Annotated in this window: 22 protein-coding genes; 13 read left to right on the top strand and 9 right to left on the bottom strand. The window is 72.7% G+C overall.

Going from position 1 to position 21,183, the window contains the following annotated elements:
- Positions 1 to 158: 158 nt before the first annotated feature.
- Positions 159 to 1,562 carry an FAD-binding oxidoreductase gene (locus tag ACFWJB_RS18835; RefSeq protein WP_386923440.1) on the bottom strand — a complete coding sequence of 468 codons (1,404 nt, stop codon included), beginning with the start codon at positions 1,560 to 1,562 and terminating at the stop codon, positions 159 to 161.
- A 123-nt stretch (positions 1,563 to 1,685) separates the two neighbouring features.
- Positions 1,686 to 3,572: an ABC transporter ATP-binding protein gene (locus ACFWJB_RS18830; protein ID WP_386923438.1), complete on the bottom strand. Its 1,887-nt coding sequence runs from the start codon at positions 3,570 to 3,572 to the stop codon at positions 1,686 to 1,688.
- 230 nt (positions 3,573 to 3,802) lie between these two features.
- Here ACFWJB_RS18830 and ACFWJB_RS18825 point away from each other — a divergent pair, with 230 nt between their 5' ends.
- Entirely contained in the window at positions 3,803 to 4,537 is a 735-nt protein-coding gene (locus ACFWJB_RS18825) for a D-Ala-D-Ala carboxypeptidase family metallohydrolase (protein ID WP_385473180.1), read from the top strand.
- Between the two features lie 66 nt (positions 4,538 to 4,603).
- On the opposite strand, the gene ACFWJB_RS18820 is transcribed toward ACFWJB_RS18825, so the two are convergent.
- Positions 4,604 to 5,896: an MFS transporter gene (locus ACFWJB_RS18820; RefSeq protein WP_386923448.1), complete on the bottom strand. Its 1,293-nt coding sequence runs from the start codon at positions 5,894 to 5,896 to the stop codon at positions 4,604 to 4,606.
- Positions 5,897 to 6,333: 437 nt separating this feature from the next.
- Between ACFWJB_RS18820 and ACFWJB_RS18815 the strand changes: the two genes are divergently transcribed.
- The 4 genes from ACFWJB_RS18815 to ACFWJB_RS18800 all read left to right on the top strand — a co-directional run bounded on the left by ACFWJB_RS18815 (position 6,334) and on the right by ACFWJB_RS18800 (position 9,239).
- On the top strand, positions 6,334 to 7,257 hold the full coding sequence (locus ACFWJB_RS18815) for a helix-turn-helix domain-containing protein (protein ID WP_385471992.1): 924 nt from the start codon (positions 6,334 to 6,336) through the stop codon (positions 7,255 to 7,257).
- Between the two features lie 150 nt (positions 7,258 to 7,407).
- Positions 7,408 to 7,788 (top strand): VOC family protein, encoded by a 381-nt coding sequence (locus ACFWJB_RS18810; protein ID WP_386923436.1) that lies wholly within the window; start codon positions 7,408 to 7,410, stop codon positions 7,786 to 7,788.
- A gap of 135 nt (positions 7,789 to 7,923) precedes the next feature.
- Positions 7,924 to 8,433 (top strand): DinB family protein, encoded by a 510-nt coding sequence (locus tag ACFWJB_RS18805; protein ID WP_386923434.1) that lies wholly within the window; start codon positions 7,924 to 7,926, stop codon positions 8,431 to 8,433.
- A 152-nt stretch (positions 8,434 to 8,585) separates the two neighbouring features.
- Positions 8,586 to 9,239 (top strand): YceI family protein, encoded by a 654-nt coding sequence (locus ACFWJB_RS18800; RefSeq protein ID WP_386923432.1) that lies wholly within the window; start codon positions 8,586 to 8,588, stop codon positions 9,237 to 9,239.
- Between the two features lie 10 nt (positions 9,240 to 9,249).
- On the opposite strand, the gene ACFWJB_RS18795 is transcribed toward ACFWJB_RS18800, so the two are convergent.
- The gene (locus ACFWJB_RS18795; protein ID WP_386923430.1) at positions 9,250 to 9,966 is read right to left on the bottom strand and encodes a hypothetical protein; all 717 of its coding nucleotides are present in this window, start codon (positions 9,964 to 9,966) and stop codon (positions 9,250 to 9,252) included.
- 92 nt (positions 9,967 to 10,058) lie between these two features.
- On the opposite strand from ACFWJB_RS18795, the gene ACFWJB_RS18790 reads away from it, so the two are divergent.
- Entirely contained in the window at positions 10,059 to 10,517 is a 459-nt protein-coding gene (locus ACFWJB_RS18790) for a TIGR03618 family F420-dependent PPOX class oxidoreductase (protein ID WP_386923428.1), read from the top strand.
- Here the strand turns inward: ACFWJB_RS18790 and ACFWJB_RS18785 are convergent.
- The gene (locus tag ACFWJB_RS18785; protein WP_386923426.1) at positions 10,514 to 11,092 is read right to left on the bottom strand and encodes a helix-turn-helix domain-containing protein; all 579 of its coding nucleotides are present in this window, start codon (positions 11,090 to 11,092) and stop codon (positions 10,514 to 10,516) included. The two genes, ACFWJB_RS18790 and ACFWJB_RS18785, sit on opposite strands and share 4 nt — an antisense overlap.
- A gap of 121 nt (positions 11,093 to 11,213) precedes the next feature.
- On the opposite strand from ACFWJB_RS18785, the gene ACFWJB_RS18780 reads away from it, so the two are divergent.
- The 4 genes from ACFWJB_RS18780 (at position 11,214) to ACFWJB_RS18765 (ending at position 14,853) form a co-directional block, all read left to right on the top strand.
- A complete protein-coding gene (locus ACFWJB_RS18780) occupies positions 11,214 to 12,050 on the top strand; it encodes an EamA family transporter (protein ID WP_386923424.1) in 837 nt (278 codons plus the stop codon).
- A 36-nt stretch (positions 12,051 to 12,086) separates the two neighbouring features.
- Entirely contained in the window at positions 12,087 to 12,734 is a 648-nt protein-coding gene (locus ACFWJB_RS18775; RefSeq protein WP_385472016.1) for an FMN-binding negative transcriptional regulator, read from the top strand.
- Between the two features lie 37 nt (positions 12,735 to 12,771).
- Positions 12,772 to 13,479, top strand: a complete 708-nt coding sequence (locus ACFWJB_RS18770; RefSeq protein ID WP_385472019.1) for a B3/4 domain-containing protein — start codon at positions 12,772 to 12,774, stop codon at positions 13,477 to 13,479.
- A gap of 177 nt (positions 13,480 to 13,656) precedes the next feature.
- Positions 13,657 to 14,853, top strand: a complete 1,197-nt coding sequence (locus tag ACFWJB_RS18765) for a cytochrome P450 (protein WP_385472022.1) — start codon at positions 13,657 to 13,659, stop codon at positions 14,851 to 14,853.
- 4 nt (positions 14,854 to 14,857) lie between these two features.
- Here ACFWJB_RS18765 and ACFWJB_RS18760 read toward each other — a convergent pair whose 3' ends face one another.
- Entirely contained in the window at positions 14,858 to 15,676 is an 819-nt protein-coding gene (locus ACFWJB_RS18760) for an SAM-dependent methyltransferase (RefSeq protein WP_385472025.1), read from the bottom strand.
- 170 nt (positions 15,677 to 15,846) lie between these two features.
- On the opposite strand from ACFWJB_RS18760, the gene ACFWJB_RS18755 reads away from it, so the two are divergent.
- Both ACFWJB_RS18755 and ACFWJB_RS18750 read left to right on the top strand, forming a co-directional pair.
- Positions 15,847 to 16,149: a hypothetical protein gene (locus ACFWJB_RS18755; protein ID WP_385472028.1), complete on the top strand. Its 303-nt coding sequence runs from the start codon at positions 15,847 to 15,849 to the stop codon at positions 16,147 to 16,149.
- Positions 16,150 to 16,274: 125 nt separating this feature from the next.
- Positions 16,275 to 17,363: a methyltransferase domain-containing protein gene (locus ACFWJB_RS18750; protein ID WP_385472031.1), complete on the top strand. Its 1,089-nt coding sequence runs from the start codon at positions 16,275 to 16,277 to the stop codon at positions 17,361 to 17,363.
- 66 nt (positions 17,364 to 17,429) lie between these two features.
- Here the strand turns inward: ACFWJB_RS18750 and ACFWJB_RS18745 are convergent, their stop codons facing one another.
- Positions 17,430 to 18,050, bottom strand: coding sequence for a TetR/AcrR family transcriptional regulator (locus ACFWJB_RS18745; RefSeq protein ID WP_386923421.1), 621 nt, complete (start codon positions 18,048 to 18,050; stop codon positions 17,430 to 17,432).
- 88 nt (positions 18,051 to 18,138) lie between these two features.
- On the opposite strand from ACFWJB_RS18745, the gene ACFWJB_RS18740 reads away from it, so the two are divergent.
- Positions 18,139 to 19,071, top strand: coding sequence for a DMT family transporter (locus ACFWJB_RS18740; RefSeq protein ID WP_385470962.1), 933 nt, complete (start codon positions 18,139 to 18,141; stop codon positions 19,069 to 19,071).
- Positions 19,072 to 19,117: 46 nt separating this feature from the next.
- Here ACFWJB_RS18740 and ACFWJB_RS18735 read toward each other — a convergent pair whose 3' ends face one another.
- Both ACFWJB_RS18735 and ACFWJB_RS18730 read right to left on the bottom strand, forming a co-directional pair.
- Positions 19,118 to 19,462, bottom strand: coding sequence for an SCO0607 family lipoprotein (locus ACFWJB_RS18735; RefSeq protein ID WP_385470964.1), 345 nt, complete (start codon positions 19,460 to 19,462; stop codon positions 19,118 to 19,120).
- Positions 19,463 to 19,695: 233 nt separating this feature from the next.
- On the bottom strand, positions 19,696 to 21,108 hold the full coding sequence (locus ACFWJB_RS18730) for an aminopeptidase P family protein (RefSeq protein ID WP_385470966.1): 1,413 nt from the start codon (positions 21,106 to 21,108) through the stop codon (positions 19,696 to 19,698).
- Positions 21,109 to 21,183: the final 75 nt, after the last annotated feature.

Genomic DNA, 21,183 nt, shown 5'->3' with positions numbered 1-21,183 from the left:
CTTATGGGGGCGGCCGACCCCCACACCGCGGTCGCCCCCCCGTCCGGGCCCCCCCCACCCCCGTGCGGGCGGGGTGAGGGGGGGGCCCCCCGGTTACTGCCGGGGGGCCACACCCCTTCACGCATGCGGGGACGCCGGCACAGACTCGCCCGGCCGGGTCACGGCCTGCGCGCGGCCGGTGCGAACAGGCCCTCCGGGTCGTAGGCGGCGCGGGTGCGCTCGAGCCGCTCCTCGTGCGAGCCGAAGACCGCGCCCCGCAGCTCGCCCGCGTCCTCGCCGAGCCCGGCGAAGTTGACGTACGTCCCCCCGCTCGAGAACGGCTTCATCGCGTCCCATGCCGAGCGCGCCCAGGCGATCGCGGTCTCGTCCAGCGCCGGGTCCCGCCAGCCCGCGTCGATGCTCACGTTGTAGCGCGCGGACCGGTGCGCGAACGCGCTGTCGTCCGGGCCCACGCGTGCCACCGCGCCGCCCAGGGTGCGGACGACGATCAGGCTCTCCGGAGTCGGCCGCCGGGAGTCCCAGTCCAGCAGGGTCCGGATGGCCTCGTCCGTCAGCTCCTCCATGAAGTGCGACTTCATGAAGTAGCGCTCCCCGTCGGGGAACCGCCAGGTGTTCGCGCTCTGCAGGGCGACGTACGGCACGGTTCCGCTCAGGTCCATGAGCGGCGGACCCAGGTCGCGCTGCGGCGCCAGCGCGGCGGTGGCCTCGTCGCCCGGCGGGCCGCCGTACACGGCGCCGACCATCACGCACTTCGCCCGGTGCAGTTCCTTCGGGACCGCGGGATCGGCGGGGACGCTCCAGAGCAGGAGCTCCGGCGTGACCGTGTCCGGCGCGGTGTACGTCGCGTCCCGCCAGGCCCGCAGCACGTCCTCGGCACGTTCGTACGGGTGCAGGACCAGCACCCCGGCCACCTCCGGGCCGAGCGGATGCAGGCCGAACTCGAAGGAGGTGACGACGCCCAGGCCCCGGCCCCCTCCGCGCGCCGCCCAGAAGAGGTCGGACTCCTCGTCCCGGCTCGCCGTGCGCACCATGCCGTCCGCGGTGACGATCTCCAGCGAGCGGACGCTGTCGCAGCTCAGTCCGAAGGTCCGCATCACGAACCCGAAGCCGCCGCCGAGCGTGAGTCCCGCGATCCCGGTCGCCGAGATCTCCCCACCCGGCGTGACGAGCCCGTGCAGCTGGGTCTCACGGTCCAGTTCGCCCCAGGTGACGCCCGCCTGGGCGCGCGCGGTGCGGGCCTCGGGGTCGACGTGCACTCCCTTCATGTGCGACAGGTCGATCACCAGGCCGTCGTCGCAGACGCCGCTCCCCGCGACCTGGTGGCCGCCGCCGCGGATGCTCACGACCGGCCGGTGCTCGCGCGCGGCCGCCACCGCATCGACGACGTCGGCCGTCCCGGCGCACCGCGCGATCACCGCGGGATGGCGGTCGATCAGCCCGTTCCACACGGCCCGGGCTTCGTCGTAGGCGGGGTGGCCGCGGTCGATCACCTCGCCGCGCAGCGCTGACCGGAGCCGCTCGGTCAGGGCCTGTTCACGTGCCGTCGTCTGCTCGCTCGGCATGGGACTTCACCTCTCCCGGGCGCGACGATGCGAGCTGCCCCTCGTCTCCACGCTAGGCCGGATCGGACGCCCCCGCATGGCGGCGAGGCCGGCCGGCCGGCCGCCGCGGGGGCGCCGTGTTCCCTATCCGCCGACCTCGGAGGCCCGAGCCGCCGGGCCGGCCGGCCCGGGCAGCCCCCCGGGACCGGCTCCCGCAACCGGTCCGGTGGCCGGCTCGGCGCTCTCGCCGAGGAAGCCGCCCGACTGGTGCTGCCACAGCTTGGCGTAGGCACCGTCCCCCGCGAGCAGCTCCCGGTGGGTGCCCTGTTCGACGACACGTCCGCGGTCGAGTACGACGAGCCGGTCCATGCCGGCCACGGTGCTGAGCCGGTGGGCGACCACGAGGGCCGTACGTCCGTCCATCAACCGCCACAGGGCGTCCTGGACGAGGAGTTCGCTCTCCGAGTCCAGTGCGCTGGTCGCCTCGTCGAGCAGGAGGATCGGGGCGTCGCGCAGGATGGCCCTGGCCAGGGCGACGCGCTGGCGCTGACCGCCCGAGAGCTTGATGCCCCGCTCCCCCACCAAGGTGGCGAATCCGTCGGGGAGTTGGGCGGCGAACTCCGTGACGTGCGCGGCCGCGGCCGCCGCGTGGATCTCGTTGTCGGTGGCGCCGGGCCGGGCGAAGGCGATGTTGTCCCGCAGGCTGCGGTGGAACATGGCGGGTTCCTGCGGGACGTAGGCGATCAGTGAGCGCAGGTCCGCCTGGCGCAGCCGGCGGATGTCCTGGCCACCGATCAGGATGCGTCCGTCGTCGATGTCCGACATCCGCAGCAGAAGCCGGGTGAGCGTGGTCTTGCCGCCGCCGGACCGGCCGACCAGACCGACCCGTGCGCCCGCGGGCACGTCCAGGTCGAGTTTCTCGAAGATGGGCTGCGCACCGGCGTGGGCGAAGGTCACGGCCTCGAAGCGGATGCCGGTGTCCCGCGGCAGGAGGGGTTCGGGTGCCTTCGGGTCGAGCACGGTGGGCGGATCCAGCAGCAGCTCCGTGAACTGCGCGGCCTCGGTCATCGAGCTTTCCAGACGCCGGTAGATCTGGTTGAACTCGAACATGATCTGGGTCGCGTTGGAGTAGTAGGTGAAGGCGACGACGACCTCCTCCACCCCTTGGCCCGGGCCGCCGAAGGCGATGGCGACCAGCAGGCCCAGCACGTTGGTCAGCACGGACATGGGGGCGATGAGGATGTCGACGCGCAGATTGCCGTAGTCCCAGGATCTGAGCGTCAGGCGCCGGGAGTCCGCGACGCGGCTGCGGTGTTCGTCGGCCTCCCGCCGCTCGGCCGCGAACGCCCGGATGGTCTCCATGTTCGCCAGGCTGTCGGCGACGTGGCCGGAGACGCGGGCGATCGCCGCTTCCCGGTCGTTGACGAGCCTCTGCCGGCGACGGATCAGAGGCGTCGCGGCGAACACGGTCAGCGCGATCATCACGAGAAGTCCGACCACGAGCATCGGCTCGTAGCTCCACAGCACCGCGGCACCGAACACCAGGGGGACGAGGCTGCCCACGATCCGGTACGTCAGCGTGTCGACGAAGTCCTCGAAGCGCTTGCCGAAGCTGAGCACCCGTTTGGTCAGGGAACCGGCGAAGTTGTCGTGGAAGAACGCCGCGTCCTTGGCGAGGAGTTCGTCCATGCCCTCCACGTACAGGTGCTCCATGCCGAGGGCGTCCACGCGGTTGAGGCAGTGCTGCCCGACCCGCCACACGGCCTCGGCGAGCAGCAGGGTCACGCCGAAGCCCAGTACGTAGGGCAGCGCCGAGGTGAGGGTGAGACCGCTGTCGTCGGCGGCCTGTCCGGCCAGTTTGGCGATCAGCAGCGGGGCGACGTAGCGGATGCCGATGTTGCCCACGGCCGGCAGCAGCAGCGCGGGCAGGGCCAGCAGTCTGAGTCGCAGCAGTTCCCGGCCGTAGCGGCGCAGGGCCAGGACGACCGCGCTCCTGCCCGGCGTCGGCCCTCGCGTATCTGTTGTTCCCATCACGCTCCCGGAGGTTCGGAAGTCGGAAGTCTCCCGTCGGGCGAGGTTCACGGTCCAGGCATTTACCGCGGATTGGCGAGAACCGGACACGCTCTGAGCAGCGCGGCATGCGCGATCCCCGCCGCGAGCGGGGACGCCGACTTCACTCCCCCGGGTGACCATTGACGCGCGTAGCCCGTTGCCGCACGCTGGGCTTCGGTTGTTGTCGGCTCAACGGTCGGGAGGCCCGGATGTTCAGACGCGCGTCACGCCTGCTTCTCTCGCTTGTCATGCTCATGACTGGTTTGGCGATCGGGGTGGGCGCCACCGCCGGCACCGCGCACGCCGACTCCTGCTACACCTGGAACCGCACCCTCTCCCAGGGGTCCTCGGGCAGCGACGTGACCCAGCTCCAGATCCGGGTCGCCGGCTGGGTGTCGTCCGGCGAGCGGCTCTCCTACGACGGTCAGTACGGCGCCCGGACCGCCGCCGCCGTCAAGAAGTTCCAGGCCGCGTACGGCCTGAGCGCGGACGGGGTGGCGGGGCCCGCGACCTTCAGCAAGATCTACGCCCTCCAGGACGCCGACTGCACGCCCGTCCACTTCAGCTACGCCGAACTCAACAAGTGCAACTCCGACTGGTCCGGCGGCGCGGTCTCCGCGGCCACCGCCAAGTCGAACGCGCTCAGGACCATGTGGAAGCTGGAGGCGATGCGGCACGCCCTCGGCGACGTCCCGATCAGCATCTCCAGCGGCTTCCGCTCCCGCGCCTGCAACAGCGCGGTCGGCGGCTCCACCACCAGCCGTCACCTCTACGGCGACGCGGCCGACCTCGTCGGCTCGCCGTCCCTGTGCCGGCTCGCCCAGCAGGCCAGGACACACGGCTTCTCGGAGATCCTCGGCCCGGGCTACCCCGGCCACAACGACCACACCCACGTGGCCTTCGACCCGTCGCCCTACTGGTCGGCTCCCACCTGCGGCATCTGACCCAGGGCGCCGTCCCTGAAAGGCGGGCCGGCCGGCGCCGCCCAGGGGGCGGCCCGGCCCGGGGCGTCACCCGCGCGGGAGCAGGACGCGGGCGACGCCGGCGGTGACCAGGAGCAGGGCGGCGACGGCCAGCAGGCCCAGGCGCATGCCCGGCAGGGAGAAGCCTCCGTCGGAGCCGGCGAGCGCGCTGCCGAACAGAGCGACGGCGAGCGCACCGCCGGCCTGGCGGGAGGCGTTGAGCAGCCCCGACGCGATCCCCGCGCGCCGGCTCGGCACGGCCTCCATCAGCTGCGCCGTCAGCGCCGGCACCGCGAGCGCCCCGCCCACGCTCAGCGGCACCAGCAGGACCAGCACCAGCCACAGGGGCGTGTCCGCGGCCAGCGGCAGCATGGCGACCATGGCCACGCCGAACAGCACCTGCCCGGTGACGATCACCGCCCGCCGGCCGATGCGCTCCGCGAGCCGCGGTGACACCAGGTTGGTCGCCGTCACCAGCGCCGACATCGGGACGAACATCAGACCGGCGGCGATCCCCGACATGCCGCGCAGCTGCTGGTAGTACAGCCCGAGGACGAAGATCCCGCCGTAGAAGGCGGCGTTGAGGGCGAAGCCGACCGCCAGAGCGGGCGCCACCCGGCGGTCGCGCAGCATGCCCAGCGGAACCATGGGGTGCTCGTGCCGGGCCTCCACCCGGTGGAAGGCGTACGCGGAGACGGCCGCGAGCGCGGCGGCGGCCAGGACCGGTGCGCTGGTCCAGCCGAGGTGACCGCCCTCGATCGCGGCGAAGACGAGGGCGGCCAGCGCCAGTACGGCGGTGAGCTGGCCGGCGCCGTCCAGCGGGGCGGGCCGCCGCGGGGAGCGCTCCACCCGCACCAGCAGACCGAGGATCACCGCACCCACGGGCAGGTTGAGCAGGAACACCGACCGCCAGCCGGCCCCTTCGGTGAGCAGCCCGCCCAGCACCGGACCCGCGGCCATAGCCACCGATCCGCCGACCGTCCACAGCGCGATGGCGCGAGCACGCGCCCGGGCGTCCTCGTAGGCGTGTCGGATCAGCGCCAGCGAGGCCGGCATCACCACCGCGGCGGCGACGCCCTGGACCACGCGCGCACCGATCAGCACGCCGATGCCGGGCGCGAGGGCGCAGCCGAGGGAGGAGAGGGTGAACAGGGCGACGCCCCAGGCGTAGGCGCGGCGGGCGCCGGCCCGGTCGGCGAAGGCGCCGGCGGAGAGCATCAGGGCCGCGAACATCAGGGTGTACGCGTCGACCACCCACTGCAGTCCGGCCATTCCTCCGCTGAGGGAGCTCCGGATCGCGGGCAGCGCGATGTTGACGGCCGAGACGTCGACGGTGATCACCGTGAAGCCGAGCAGCGCCGCGACGAGCGCCGTCGCGTTCCGCCTCGGCGCGGCGGAGCCGTTCGCGGGCGCCTCGGTCGGCCTGCTCCGGGCGGGCCGTCGTCGCCGGCGTGCGCGCGGCGACGGCTCCCCCGCGCCGCTGGGCGCAGCGGCCTCGGACGGGGTGGCGGACGGTGACGAGGTGAGAGGCACGGCGGGCTCCTGGAACAGGCGACGGACCCGCTCCCCCCAGGGGGCGGGTGAGCGGGCGGTCCCGTTCCGCCGGGCCGCGGTCCGGCGTCGTGCGCCCCCTGGGTCCCGGCGGCCGGGCCGCCCGCTCCGTCACCGACTCTGCCCGGGCGCGGCCCGGTCGGGCAGACCGCGCCGTGCCCGGGGTGCGGCGTTCCAGGTCCTGGCAGGGCCCCTCACGCTCGGCGACGGCCTGCCACAATGGGCGGATGGCAGCGACAGGGGACACGCGCGGCACCGAACTGGGTCGCTATCTGAAGGCCCGCAGGGCACAGGTGCGCCCGGAGGACGTCGGACTGCCGGCCGGTGCGGGACTGCGCCGTACTCCCGGGCTGCGCCGCGAGGAACTGGCCGCGCTGGCGGGGGTGAGCGTCGACTACTACATCCGTCTGGAGCGCGGCCGGGAGACCAACCCCTCCCCCGCGGTCGTGGACGCCCTCGGCCGCGCGCTGAGACTGCGCGGCGACGGTTACGAGCGTCTGCACGAGCTGGCGGAGCTGGCCTCCGGCCGTCCCTCCGAGCTGCCCGCGTCCTCCGACCACGGTGTCCGCGACTCGGTCCTGCGCATGCTGGAGTCGGTGCGCCCGCTGCCCGCCTACGTGGTGAGCCGCTACAACCGCGTGCTGGCCGCGAATCCGCCCGGGCGGCGGCTGTTGCCGGGGCTCTGGGACTGGCCGGAGGAGCAGCGGAACCTGACGCGCTATCTCTTCCTCCACCCGGTCGGGCGGATCCTCTACGACCCCTGGGAGGACACCGTCGCCCGCTCGGTCGCCCATCTGCGGGCAGTGGCCGGAACAGCCCCGGACGACCCCGAACTGACGGCACTGGCCGGCGAACTGGTGCTGAAGTCGCCTGAGTTCGCGAAACTCTGGGAACGGTACGACGTCTGCGAACGAGGCGGCGGGCAGAAGTCGTTCCGGCACCCGAAGGCGGGGGCGATGACCCTGACCTACGAGGTCATGCAGCTGGCCCGCACGGGCGGTCAGCGGATGGTGGTCTACCAGGCGGCACCCGGAACACCGGACGAGGCGAACATGCTCCGCCTGGACCGGGCGCAGGCCCAGGAGGAGCCGGCGCCCCCGGGACCGGCCGACGAGGCCTTCTCCCCCGCCGGTCCCGTCCTCACCGGCTGAGCCGCCGCGACACCGCTGCGCCCCGACCGAAACCACTTCACCCGGGCTCGCCCCGTCCGGTACGGTCGCGGAATTGTCTCGACCGCTGGGAGCCCGTGACCCGTACGTGTGGCCTCCCCGCCGGCTGTCCGACCGAAAGCAGGTTTCGTCATGTCGTGTCGTATCAGTGAGCTCGTCCTCGGTTGCCGGGATCCGGAGCTGCTGGCGCGGTTCTGGTGCGAGGTCCTGGACTTCGTCGTGCTGGACCGCGAGGGCGACGACATGTTCGAGATCGGTCCGCGCGAGGGGTTCGGCGGTCCGCAGCCGACGATCATCCTGAGCCGCCGGGACGAGCCCGAGAAGGGGAAGTCCCGGCTGCACATCGACGTCAACGCCACCGACCGCGACCAGGACGCCGAGCTGGAACGCCTGTTGAAGCTGGGCGCGCGCCCGGCCGACATCGGTCAGACGGGCGAGGAGCAGTGGCACGTCCTGGCCGATCCCGAGGGCAACGAGTTCTGCCTGCTCAAGGCCCGTCTGGCCCCGCTCTGACGGTGTGCCGGCCATGCCCTGACCCCTGATCGGCGAAGCGCCTTCCCCAAGCCGCGACCGGCGCCCCTGCCGGTTGCGGCTTCGGGGCCCGGCCGGTACGGCGGGAGAGGCACCGAGCGGCCTATCGTTACCGTCATGGCCTTCGACTCGACGACTGAACCGACCGTCTTCCACGCCGCGTTCCGCGAGCAGTTCGAGACGTTCCTCGATGAGCACCGGACCGCGCTGCACGACACGCTGAACGGCCTGACGGAGGAGCAGGCGCGCCGGTCGCTGGTCACCTCCAAGACCACACTGCTGGGCCTCGTCAAGCACGCCACGTTCGTGGAGAAGGTCTGGTTCGACGAGGCGATCACATGCCGGCCCCGCAGCGAGATCGGCATCCCGGAGACGCCTGACGAGTCGTTCGATCTTCACGACGACGACACGATCGCCTCCGTCCAGCACGCCTACCGAGAGGCGTGTGCGGCGTCCCGGCGCGCCACGGCGGAGCTGACGCTGGACGACCTCGCACACGGCAACCGCCGAGGCTCGCTGCCGCTGCGCTGGATCTACCTGCATCTGCTGCGCGAGGTGGCCCAGCACTGCGGCCACGCGGACATCCTGCGCGAACAGGTCCTCGACGCCCCGGCCCGCCCCCGCTGAGGGCCGGCCACCTGTGATGCGATCATGTCGATTCTGTGTACCTTTGCAGCCGACACCATGGAGGCCGGACAAGGCCTCCCATCTCTCCACGTGATCTCCGGCGACTCCGTGATAGCACCAAGTGATCACTTCCGAGAGGGGCCTACGATCTCATGGGTATCTTCAACCGTCGGCAGTCCACCATGGTCGAACCCGTGCCGACCGTCCGCTCCGGTGCGCACGTCGCGGAGGGCGGGCCCACGGGTGTCGCGCTCGACCCGGCGCTGCGGTCCCTGACCGGGCACTGGACCATCGACCGCCCGCACAGCCGCATCGGATTCTCCGTACGGCACGCCATGGTCACGACGGTGCGCGGGGCCTTCACCGACTTCGACAGCACCCTGTACTTCGACGGGGCCCGGCCCTCCGAGTCACGGGCCGACCTCGTCATCCGGGTCGGCAGTGTCGACACGGGCGTGGAACAGCGGGACGCGCACCTCGTGGGTACCGACTTCTTCGACGCACGCCGCTACCCGGAGATGGTGTTCCACAGCACCTCCACCACTCACGAGGGCGGAGAGACCTTCCTGATGACGGGAGACCTGACCATCCGTGGTGTCACCCGGCCCGTCGACCTCCAACTCGACTACCTGGGCTCCGTGGTGGACCCGTTCGGTTTCGAACGGGTCGGGTTCGACGGCACCACCACCATCGACCGCACCGAGTGGGGCCTGGTCTACAACCAGCGTCTGAAGGCGGGCGGCACGATGGTGAGCGAGAAGGTCCGGCTCCAGTTCGACATCTCCGCGATCCGGTCCACGGCCTGATCCTCCGGGCTCACGCGGGTCGGACGAGGCCCCCTTCGGGTACCCACGTCCAGGCGTCACCCCATTCGTCGAGGGGAGCGACGTCCTCGTCCGGCCAGCCGAGCGCGCCGCAGGCGTGCAGGGCGGGCCGGTAACCGAACACCGTGCCGCCGCTGTCGAGCGCGGACGCGATCTGCTCGACGTAGTCGACCAGGGTGCCGAACCCGAACTCCACGTGCCCCGCGTCGCCCCATGCCCCGATCTGCCCGTCCCGTGGATCGAGGAAGAAGCCGGACATGGAGGCGTCGAGGGTGTCGGCGGCGAAGGGGATGAGCCGGTCGAACTCCTCCTCGATGCCCTGATGCACCGGATACTGCATCGTCACCTCGTCGAGGGGGAACCAGGCGAAGCCGGTGTGGATGCCGGGGCCGGGCAGGAAGAGCGCGGCGGCCCACCGCGCCTCCCAGGCGCGGGAGGCGTCGTCGTCCGGTGCGGGCAGCGGGCCCTGGGCGTGCGGATGCTCCCCGAAGCGGTCCTGGTCGTACCCCCGGCTGCCGTCGTGCAGCAGGTGGAGCGCCGCGAGGGCCGGGGGGAGGGAGAAGCCCATGGTGGCCTCCCAGCGCTCGATCCGGTCCGGCCCGGCGGGTGGGTTGAGCATGGCGTGCGAAGCGGGAGCGTGGCGGCTCATCCACGCCTCGATCCGCTTCCACGCCCGCTGTACGCCTATGAATTCGTCGCTGCTGGTCACGCCGAGGAGCGTAACGACGGGCCGTGCCCTCAGGGCCACTTGGTGCACGACGTCGCCGAAATTACCTGGCGGCCAAGGACGTTGAGATCGTCATGACTCAAGGACCCGCACCCCGCCCCTTGTCCGACGAAGCGCTCTCGGCCCTGCTCGGCAGGCAGCGGTTCGGCACGCTCGCCACGGTCAAGCGCAGTGGCCACCCCCATCTGACCACCATGGTGTACAGCTGGGACCCCGAAGTCCGGATCGTACGGTTCTCCACGACGGCCGACCGGGTCAAGGTCGGGCACCTGCGGCGCAATCCCCGGGTGGCCCTGCACGTGCAGGGCGGCGACGTGTGGTCGTTCGCCGTCGCCGAGGGCGAGGCCGAGGTCTCCGGGATCACGACGGCACCCGGTGACGCGGTGGGACGGGAACTGCTCGGGATGATCCCGGAGGACGCGAGGCCCGAGGACGAGGAGGCGTTCCTCGAACAGCTCGTCGCCGAGCGCCGGGTGGTCGTCCGGCTGAAGGTGGACCGGCTGTACGGGACCGCACTCGACATCGACGGCTAGGAGGCGGGCCCGGGCGGCAGGTGCACGGTCATGATCAGATGGCAGGCCTCGTCGCCCGCGCCGCGGTAGGTGTGGGGGGCGTCACCGTCGAAGGTGGCGGTCTGTCCGGCCCGGACAGGGTGCTCGGCGCCGTCGACGACAAGGATCATCCGCCCCGAGGTCACACTGACCGTTTCGACGACTCCGGCCTGGTGGGGATGGCTGGGGTACTCCTCGCCCGGCTGGAGGCGCCAGCGCCAGACCTCGACCGGGGCGGGGCCCGACGTCGTCAGCATCAGCCGGGCCTCGCTTCCCCGCTCCCCGGCCCACAGCGGCATCACGGCGTCGGCGGACACCACACGGACACGCCCTTCGGCCGGCCCCTCCATCAGGGCGGACACCGAGACGCCGAGGGTGTCGGCCAGCCGGACCAGGGTGGCGAAGTTCGGATTGCCCTGGGCCCTCTCCAGGCCGACCAGAGCCCCCTTGCTGACCTTGGCGCGCCTGCCGAGTTCGTCCAGGGACAGGCCGGCACGGGTGCGGGCGACCCTGACGTTGTGCGCGAGCGCGCGGAGAGCCGCCTCTGTTTCGGCCATCCGATTCCCCTCCCGGTGAGTGGACCATTCCATTGCACCGTCCGGTCGTTTGGTTGACAAGGGACGGTCGTTTCATTGTACGGTCTGGTCGTTCCACCGAATCAGTTAGGGATGTACGTCCGTGATCGCTCTGCTGCTGGCCCTGGGCAGCTCCCTCGCCTACGGCTGCGCCGACTTCCTCGGCGGCCTCGGCGCCCGCAGGGCCCACGTCCTGCGCACCGTCGTCGTGGCGGCGCCCGCCTCCCTCGTGGTCGAGCTGCTGCTCTGGCCCGTCCTGGGCGCCTCGTTCGGCACCGGGGCACTCGCCTGGGGGGCCGCGTCCGGCGTCGCCTCGGCCGCGGCCTTCGCCCTGCTCTACCGAACCCTGGCGATCGGCCCGATGAACGTCCTCTCGCCGGTCACCGCACTGGTCTCCGCCATCCTCCCGGTCGGCGTCGGCCTCCTGCAGGGCGAGCGCCTCGGCCTCGCCGGGCTGCTGGGCCTGCCGCTCGCGCTGGTCGCCGTGGTGCTGGTCAGTGCGGGACACGGCGCCGGGGCGGCCCGGCCGTCGCGCACCGCTCTGGTTCTGGCCCTCGGCGCGGGCGCCGCGATCGCGCTGCAGCTCGTCTTCCTGCATCAGGCGCCGTCCGACAGCGGCGTCGCACCGCTGATCATCGGCCGTGCCGTCTCCTCGGCCGTCACCCTGGCCGCGGCCGGACTGATGTTCCGCAGACTCGGCCCGGCAAAGCCCGCGTACGGGGTGTCGGCCGCCGCGGGCGTGCTGGACTCGGTGGCGAACCTGCTGTTCCTGCTCGCCGCCCGCGGCGGGGACCTCGCCGTCGTCGCCGTCGTCACCGCGCTCTACCCGGCCGGCACCGTGCTGCTCGCCCGCGGCGTCCTCGCCGAACGTGTCCACCGTGGCCAGTTCGTCGGTTTGGGCACCGCCGCCGTGGCCGTCGGCCTCCTCGCCCTCACCTGACCCGCGCCCTCACCGCCGCCGCGCAAGGAGTACCGCATGTTCATCCAGCCCTGGGACGCCGGCCTGGACGAAGCCGAGTGGCAGACCTGGATCGCCGACGGACACGACTTCGGCGTCCTCACCGTCAACGGCCTGCCCGGCGAGCCTCCCGTCGCCGTCCCCACGCACTTCACCGGTGGCCCCGGTCACCTGCTGATCCACCTCGCCCGGCCGAATCCCGCCTGGAAGGCGATCGAGAACGACCCGAACGTCCTGTTCACCGTCTTCGGCGACTACGCCTTCGTCCCCGGCCCCTGGCGTGCCAAGCCGGACACGCCACCCACCGACGGCGTCCCCACCAGCTACTACACCGCCGTCCAGTTCACCTGCCGCGCCACGGTCGTCGACGACCCCGAGGCCAAGGCCGAGCTGCTGCGACGCCAGATGGCCCACTTCCAGCCCGACGGCGACCACGCCCCCCTGGCCGTCGGGCGGCCCCCGTACGGCCGGATGCTGTCCGGCATCCGCGGGCTGCGCCTCGAAGTGACCGACGTCCGGGCGAAGTTCAAGTACGACGACCACAAGCCCGTCGAACAGCGCGCCGCCGTCGCCGATCACCTCACGGAACGCGGCCAGGGCCTCGACCTCGCCACCGCTGCCCAGCAGCGCCGCCGCCTGGGCCGCGTCGGCCCTTGGACGTCCTGACCACCGACCCGCACGCCTGCACGAAGGAACGCCTGCCATGACCACCTTCCGCATCTCCCCCGCCGTCGCCGACGCCTTCCCCGGCACCCTCGTCGCCGTGGTCACCGCCGACGGTCTGCGCGGCCGCGAACCCTGGCCCGACACCACCGCCGCCCTGGAGGCACTGGAGCAGCAGCTCGCCGACGGCGCCTGGCAGCCGGCCGACGAGACCGACCCCCGCATCGAGGCCTGGCACACCGCGTACCGCTCGTTCGGCACCAATCCCCGTCGCGTCCGCCCCAGCGTCGACGCGCTGGGCCGCCGCATGGCCAAGAAGAGCGCCCTGCCGCGCATCAACCCGGCGGTCGACTCGTACAACGCCGTCTCCGTGCGCCACGGCCTGCCCGCCGGCGCCTTCGACCTCGAGCACGTCGCCGGCGACGTCGAGATCCGGTACGCGGACGGAACCGAGGAGTTCACTCCCCTCGGCGAACCCGACACCGTCGAGAGCCCGAGGCCGGGCGAGGTCATCTACGCCGACACCACCGGCGTCCTCACCCGTCACTGGAATCACCGCGACGCCCACCGCACCCGCGTCACCGAGGACTCCGTCCGTGTCGCGTTCGTCCTGGAGACCCTGCGCGCCGCCCAGGACGGCCATCTCCTCAAGGCGGCGGCCGAAGAACTGCACGGGCTGCTCGCCCCGCACGCCGACCGGACCCGGGTGCTCCACCTCGACCGGGAGCGACCCGGGGCCACCGTCTGAGTCCCGGTGGGCATGCCTCTTCGTTGGCCGAAAAGCGGGTGGGTGCGGTGACTGCGGGCGTTACAGTCGGCGGGCAGTGGTTGCCCGTCGGCGGGGCGGCGGCTCCTCGCGGGAGCCGTGCGTCATGCCCCGTCGGCCACCGTCGTGAACCGTGAGCCGTCGTAGAGGTGGTAGCCCATGAGCGTCGTCGACCTGGCCGCACTCGGTGACTCCTTCACACGCGATCCGTACCCCGTGTACGCGCGCTTACGGGCGCAGGGGCCCGTGCACCGCATCCGGATGCCGGAGGGGAACGCGGAGGCCTGGCTGGTCGTCGGCTACGAGGCCGGGCGCGCCGCGCTCGCGGAGCCGACGCTCTCGAAGGACTGGAGCAAGGCGTCCCCCTCGTTCCCGCTCGGTGCCATCTCCTCCGGCCCCCACATGCTCAGGGCCGACCCACCGGACCACACGCGGCTGCGCAGGCTGGTCGCCCGGGAGTTCACCGCCCGCCGGGTGGAGGCTCTCGCCCCGCGCATCCAGAAGACCACCGACGCGCTCCTGGACCGGATGCTCGCCGCGCCCGACGGTCGCGCCGACCTCGTCGAGTCCCTGTCCTTCCCGCTGCCCATCTCCGTCATCTGCGAACTCCTCGGCGTTCCGGACCTCGACCGGGACTCCTTCCGCACCTGGTCGAACGACGCCCTCGGCGCCACCGACCCCGAAGCCCGTACCGCGGCCGCGGCGTCCATGGCGCGGTACCTGGAGGAACTGCTCGCGGACAAGCGCCGGCAGCCCGGCGACGACCTCATGAGCGCGCTGATCCACGGTGCGGACGGGGACGGCGACCGGCTCGCTGCCGACGAACTCCTGGGCATGGCCTGGCTGTTGCTGGTGGCGGGCCACGAGACCACCGTGAACCTCATCTCCAACGGGGTGCTCGCCCTGCTCACCCACCCCGAACAACTGGCGGCGCTGCGCGCGGACCTGACGCTCATCGACTCCGCCGTCGAGGAGATGCTCCGCTACGACGGTCCCGTGGAGACCCCCACGTACCGGTTCACCACCGAGCCGCTGACCATCGGCGACACGGTCGTTCCCGGAGGCGGCGAGCTCGTCCTGGTGGCCATGGCCGACGCCGACCGCGACCCGGCGCGCTTCCCCGCTCCCGAGCGCTTCGACATCACCCGTGACGCCCGCGGCCACGTGGCGTTCGGCCACGGCATCCACTACTGCCTGGGCGCACCGCTGGCGCGTCTGGAGGCACGCATCGCCATCAGGACGCTCCTGGAGCGCTGCGAGAACCTGGAACTGGACATCCACCCGGCTGCCGTGGCCTGGCGTCCGGGGCTGATGATCCGCGGTCCCCGGCGTCTGCCCGTGCGCTTCACCGCGTAGGCGGCTACGCCTTGCGGGCCAGTCCCGCGACGATCAGGCGCTCCCAGACCGTGAGCTCCCGCTCACCGTCCCCGCCCCGGGCTCCGCCACCAGCGTCGGGGCGCCAGACGGGCGCCGGAACGACTCCCGGATCCAGGATGTCCAGGCCGTCCAGGAGGGACTCGATCTCCTCGTCGGTCCGCCACCGGCCCCGGCCGAACGTCTTCTGGAGTACTTTCTCGGCCTCCGCGGTCTCCGGGTTGTTGCCGGAACGGAAGTGGCTGACGAAGAAGTGGCTTCCGGACGCCACGTGATCGCGCCAGTGGCGAACGATTCCGGCGGGGTCCTCCTCGTCGTTCACATGGTGGAGAACGGCGCTGAGGACGACGGCGACGGGACGGTCGAAGTCGATCAGGGCGAGGGTGTCCGGGTGGGTGCGTATGCCCTGCGGATCACGCACGTCGACCGGGACGACCCGCGTCCGGTCGTTCTCCTCCAACAGGGCCCGGCCGTGCACCAGTACCTGCGGATCGGTGTCGACGTACACCACGCGGGACTCGGGGGCGTGCCGCTGCGCGACCTGGTGCACGTTGTCGGCGGTCGGGAGGCCGCTGCCGAGGTCGATGAACTGCCGTACCCCGGTGGTCGTCACGATCTCCCGCACCGCCCGCGTCAGGGCGGCACGGTTGGCGAAGGCGATCGCCACCGAACCGGGGAGGTCGCGTTTGAACACGTCTCCGATCTCCCGGTCCACGGCGTAGTTGTCCTTGCCGCCGAGCAGGTAGTCGTAGACGCGGGCGATGCTGGGTTCGGCCCGGTTGATGGAGGAACGCTCTCCCGTCATGGCACGCATCCTCCCCCGCGACGACGCCTCCCCGCCACCACTTCGGGATTCCGGCCGCGCGGCTCTCGGGGACACGGCCCGTGTATCGCGCGTCGGGCCGGGTAGGCGCCACAACCGGATCACATGATTCCGGTTGTGAGCCAGTCGTCGCGTGAAGCGGGAGGAACATCGTGAACAAGCCGATGCGGCACGTCGTGACCACGGGGATCGCCGCCGTGGGGATCGGAGGCGCCCTGCTGGCCGGCGGAGGCCCGGCGGCGGCCGCGGCCCCGCACCACCGCGGCCATTCCGACCGTCCCGCCACCGCGACCGCGGGGCCCCAGCACGCCCAGAGGTCCGCCTCGCACCGGCGCGTCGACCCGTGGGTCATGGACCAGCTGCGCCAGTTCGATCCGGCGGCCGCCCATCGGCTCGCGGTGTACGACCCCTGGGTGAAGGACCAGCTGGCGCAGTTCGCCGGGCAGGCCGGCTGAGTCCGCGTCCCGGGCGGGAGCCGGTGCCGCGGCCCGGGAGCGGCACCGGCGGCGAAGTGCTTGACCCTGACGTGGCGTGAGGCCGCATGGTCGGTGGTGTGGAAGAACACCTGACCGTGGGACGCGTGGCCGGGCTGACCGGCGTGAGCGTCCGCACTCTGCATCACTACGACGAGATCGGCCTCGTGCGTCCGTCCGCCCGGACCGCCGCCGGCTACCGGACCTACTCGGCGGGCGACGTGGAGCGGCTGCGGGAGGTGCTCACCTACCGGCGGCTGGGCTTCGGGCTGCGCGACATCGCGCTCCTGGTCGACGACCCGGCCACCGACGCGGTCGCGCACCTGCACCGCCTGCGCGGTCTGCTGCTGGAACAGCGCGACCGCGCCGGCGCCATGGTGACGGCCATCGACAGGGAACTGGAGGCACGGGCCATGGGGATCAGGACGACACCCGAGGAGCAGCTGAAGGTGTTCGGCGCGCGGCTGTACGAGGCGATCGGGTCCGCCTATCCGGCGACGCGGCGCACCGAGCCGCGGATCGCCGCGAGGGTCTGGGACGCGCTCGGGGACGCACGGACGGTGCTGAACGTCGGCGCCGGCACCGGCTCCTACGAGCCCCCGGACCGCGACGTGACCGCGGTGGAACCGTCGGCGGTCATGCGGGCGCTGCGGCCCGCGGGCGCGGCGCCGTGCGTGGCCGCCGCGGCGGAGAGCCTTCCGTTCGAGGACCAGTCCTTCGACGCGGCGATGGCCTTCAGCACCGTGCACCACTGGGACGATCCGATCGCCGGGCTGCGCGAGATGCGCCGCGTCGCCCGCCGCGTGGTGGTGTTCACGCACGACGCGGGCGACACCGGCTGGCGCCTCCGGTTCTGGCTGACCCGTGACTACCTGCCCGAGGTCGCCGGCCTCGTCGCCGACCGCCCCTCGGTGGACGAGCTGGCCCGCGAGGTCGGGGCCCGTCTGGAGCCCGTGCTGATCCCGTGGGACTGCGCGGACGGTTTCCTCGAGGCCTACTGGCGCCGGCCCGAGGCGTATCTGGAGGAGCACGTACGCCGCGCGGTGTCGGTATGGACCCGGGTCGGGCCGGAGGCCGAGCAGCGGGCCGTACGCGGCCTCCGCGACGATCTCTCCTCGGGCCGGTGGGCCGAACGCAACCGCGACCTCGCCGCCCTCGACTCGGCGGAGCTCGGCCTCCGCCTGCTCGTGGCCTGAACCGTCACACCCGGGAAGGCCGCGCGGGTACGTCTCACCGCGCGGCCTTCCCGGGCGGCACCGGACTCACCGGGCCGGCGCGTCCGGCCCGGTCGCCGCCTCCTCCGGCAGCAGTTCCCGCACGCGGTCCTGAGCCTCTCCGAACGGGTCGGGGAAGACCCCCATCCCGTGCGCGACCAGCGCCCCCTCGTGCAACAGCATCAGCGCCCGGGCCAGCCGGTCCGCGCCGGCCTCGTCGATCTCCCCGGCGAGGCGGGTGAAGAGGTCGAGCATCCACCGCTTCTGCCCGGCGATGACCGCGTACGCCGGATGCGCCGCGTCGCCGATCTCCGCATGGGCGTTGATCATGCTGCACCCCCGGGACCCGTGTTCCGCCGCCCATGCGCGCGAGGCCTCGAAGACGGCCAGGATCCGGACGGCCGGCTCCCGCCCCGCGACCGCGTCCAGACGGCCGGCGAGGAGGTCCCGCCAGCGGTCGTCGCGGCCGGCCAGATACTCCACGACGATCTGCTCCTTCGAGCCGAAGCGGTCGTACAGCGTCTTCTTGGTCACTCCGGCCTCGGCGGCGATGAGGTCCACGCCGACGGCATGGATGCCGCGCTCGTAGAACAGCCGCTCGGCGGCCTCCAGCACGCGGAGCGCCCCGGACGTCATGCGGACGCGGTGCGGCTTCTCCCTGGACTCCATGAGGCATGAGTATACCGGTCTGTATAGTGGGCACCCGAGCGAGTAAACCGATCTGTATACCTCGATCCGCCCACGGGATGTGGTCCACGTGCACGCCCTGCTCTCGGCCGCCTTCGTACTGAGCTGGAGTTCCGGGTTCATCGGCGCCCGGCTCGGCGCGGGAACCGCGGACGCGACCACGCTCCTGATGTGGCGCTTCCTGCCGCTCGCGCTGGTCCTCGTCGCCGTCGCGCCCTTCTCGCGCGCGGCGTGGCGGGGCCTGCGGCTCCGGGACGCCGGCCGGCAGGTCGCCGTCGGCGCGCTGTCGCAGAGCGGGTATCTGCTCAGCGTCTACTACGCCATCCAGCTCGGTGTCTCCACCGGCACCACCGCCCTGATCGACGGCGTCCAGCCCCTCGTCGCCGGCGCGCTGGCCGGGCCCCTGCTGCGGCAGTACGTGTCGCGCCGGCAGTGGGCCGGGCTGTGGCTGGGGCTGGCCGGAGTCGCCACGGTCACCCTGGCCGACGCGGCGGCGACCGGCGCGGAGGTCGCCCCGTGGGCGTACGCGGTCCCCTTCCTCGGCATGCTGTCCCTGGTGGCGGCCACCTTCCTGGAGGGCCGCTCCCCCGTGCCGGTCGCGCCCAGGGCGGCACTGACGCTCCACTGCGCCACCAGCGCCGTCCTCTTCTCCGCCCTGGCGGCAGGCGCCGGGGCGGCCGTGCCGCCCGCCGACTCGTCGTTCTGGGTGGCGACCGCCTGGCTCGTGGTGCTGCCCACCTTCGGCGGGTACGGACTGTACTGGCTGATCCTGCGCCGGTCCGGCATCACCGCGGTCAACACCCTCATGTTCCTCATGGCCCCGGTCACGGCCGTGTGGGGCGCCCTCATGTTCGGTGAGCCATTCGGTGTGCAGACCGCCGTCGGCCTGGCCGTCTGCCTCGCGGCCGTGGTCGTCGTCCGCAGCGGGGACCACGCGCGCCCGGACCGCCCCGCCCGGCCCGCCGAGGACCAGCGGGAGGCCTCCCCTGCCGGAACGCGTTGACCACCCGCCGCGACCGGCCGGGCCGGGCGATCCGGCGAACGCGGGCTCAGCCGCCCTCGGGGGCGTCCACGACGGCGCCGCTCTCGTCGATCATGTGGGTGCGCCAGTACACGTCCCACTTGTCGTCCACGTGCTTCGGCACCTTGCCCTCGGGGTAGCGCGTGTAGCCCTGGGGCGGCCGCTCGCCGTCCGGGGCGCACGCGGAGCCGGTGCCGCCGACCGAGGTGACCGGGTACTCGCCGTCGCTGCATACGGCCTCCCGGTACTCCAGTGAGCATCCGGTGAGCGCCAGAGCCGCCGAGGCGCACCCGAGAGCGGCGGCGGCCGCGACGCGGACGACGCCGCGCCGTGCACGGTCGGTGGGCCGGCCGGTCCTGCTGTTCCTGTGCACGAGGTCTCCCAGCGTAGGTGGACAGGTCTCCCACCTTCGCCGACGCCCGGCGGCCGGTCCTGAGTACGGGTACTCAGCACGTGCGCCCGCCGCTACTCACCGGCGTCCGCCGGGCGTACCGAGCCGCCTGTCAAGGGTCCGGAGCGCACCCGAGTACGGGACCCCCCGCAGTGGTCCCGCGCCGCGGGACCGGCAGGCTCGCCGACCTCGGCCGCCGCCGCGGGCGCCGGTGGTCAGCCGGCGAGGCGTGCCATCCACGCCTCGATCTCGTCCGCGGAGCGCGGCAGGCCCGCCGACAGGTTCTCGTGGCCGTCGTCGGTGACGACGAGGTCGTCCTCGATCCGGACGCCGATGCCTCGCCAGTCCTCGGGCACCGTCAGGTCGTCCGCCTGGAAGTACAGGCCCGGTTCGACGGTCAGGCACATGCCGGGCTCCAGCACGCCGTCCACGTAGTCCTCCGTGCGGGCCCGCGCGCAGTCGTGGACGTCCAGGCCCAGCATGTGACCGGTGCCGGCCATGGTGAAGCGGCGTTGCAGTCCGAGCTCGTAGGCCCGGTCGACGGGGCCCTCGATGAAGCCCCACTCGACGAGCCGTGCCGTCAGGTGGCGCTGGGCCGCCTCGTGGAAGCCGCGGTAGGGGGCGCCCGGCTCGACCGCCGCCATGCCGGCTTCCTGGGCCTCGTACACCGCGTCGTAGATCTCGCGCTGCCGGGGCGTGAACGTGCCGCTGATCGGCAGTGTGCGGGTGACGTCGGCGGTGTAGAGGGAGTGCGTCTCCACGCCGGCGTCGAGCAGCAGCAGGTCTCCCGGGCGGACCGGGCCGTCGTTGTCCGTCCAGTGCATGATCGTGGCGTGTTCGCCCGCGGCGCAGATGGATCCGTAGCCGACCGCGTTGCCCTCGAGGCGCGCGCGGCGGAAGAAGGTGCCCTCGATCCAGCGCTCCGACGAGGCGATCGCCCGGGAGAGTTCCCCGACCACGTCGGTGAAGCCGCGCACGGTGGAGTCCACCGCCTTGCGCAGCTCCCCGATCTCCCAGGCGTCCTTGACGAGGCGGAGGTCGCCGAGCGCGTCCTCCAGTTCGGCGTCCCGCTCCTCGTCGGTGGTGACGGCGGCCTCGAGGGTGGGGTCGATCCCCCGGACGATCCGGGTCCGCGGGCCGGAGGCGGCGGCCAGGCCGGCGGCGGCGGTGCGGACGTCGCGGCACGGCAGGCCGAGGACGCGCTCCGACTCGGCGAGCGAGCGGCGCCGGCCGGTCCACAGCTCGGCGTGGGCGCCGGTCCAGAACTCGTCGTCCTCCCTGCTGTCGCGCGGCAACTGGTAGCAGTAGGCGTCGTGGCCGCCGTCCGCCCGGGGTTCGAGGACGAGTGCGCCGTCCCGCACCTGGTCGCCGGTCATGTGCACGTAGCCGGTGTACGGCCGGAAGGGGTAGGTGTCGTCGTTCGAGCGGACCTTGAGGTTGCCCGAGGGGATCACGAGGCGTTCGCCGGGGAACCGCGCGGAGAGCGCGGCACGGCGCCGGGCCGCGTGCGGGGCCTGCTCGGCCGGCTGGAGGTCGTGCCGTTCCGTGTCCGCCCAGCCCGTCCGCATCAGGGCGGACAACTCCGCGGAGATGACCGGGTAGAGGCTGTTCTTCCGACGGTTCGCCACGTCATGCACCTTCCGTTGGGCGTCCATGGGGCTGCCACGAGGTTCGTCACCCCCCCTCGGCCGAGGGGCGGCATC

This window comes from Streptomyces sp. NPDC127100 (assembly GCF_042724095.1).
Lineage (GTDB): Bacteria > Actinomycetota > Actinomycetes > Streptomycetales > Streptomycetaceae > Streptomyces.
Note: the sequence above shows the minus strand (reverse complement) of the source record. Positions and strands in the feature narration are given on the sequence as shown.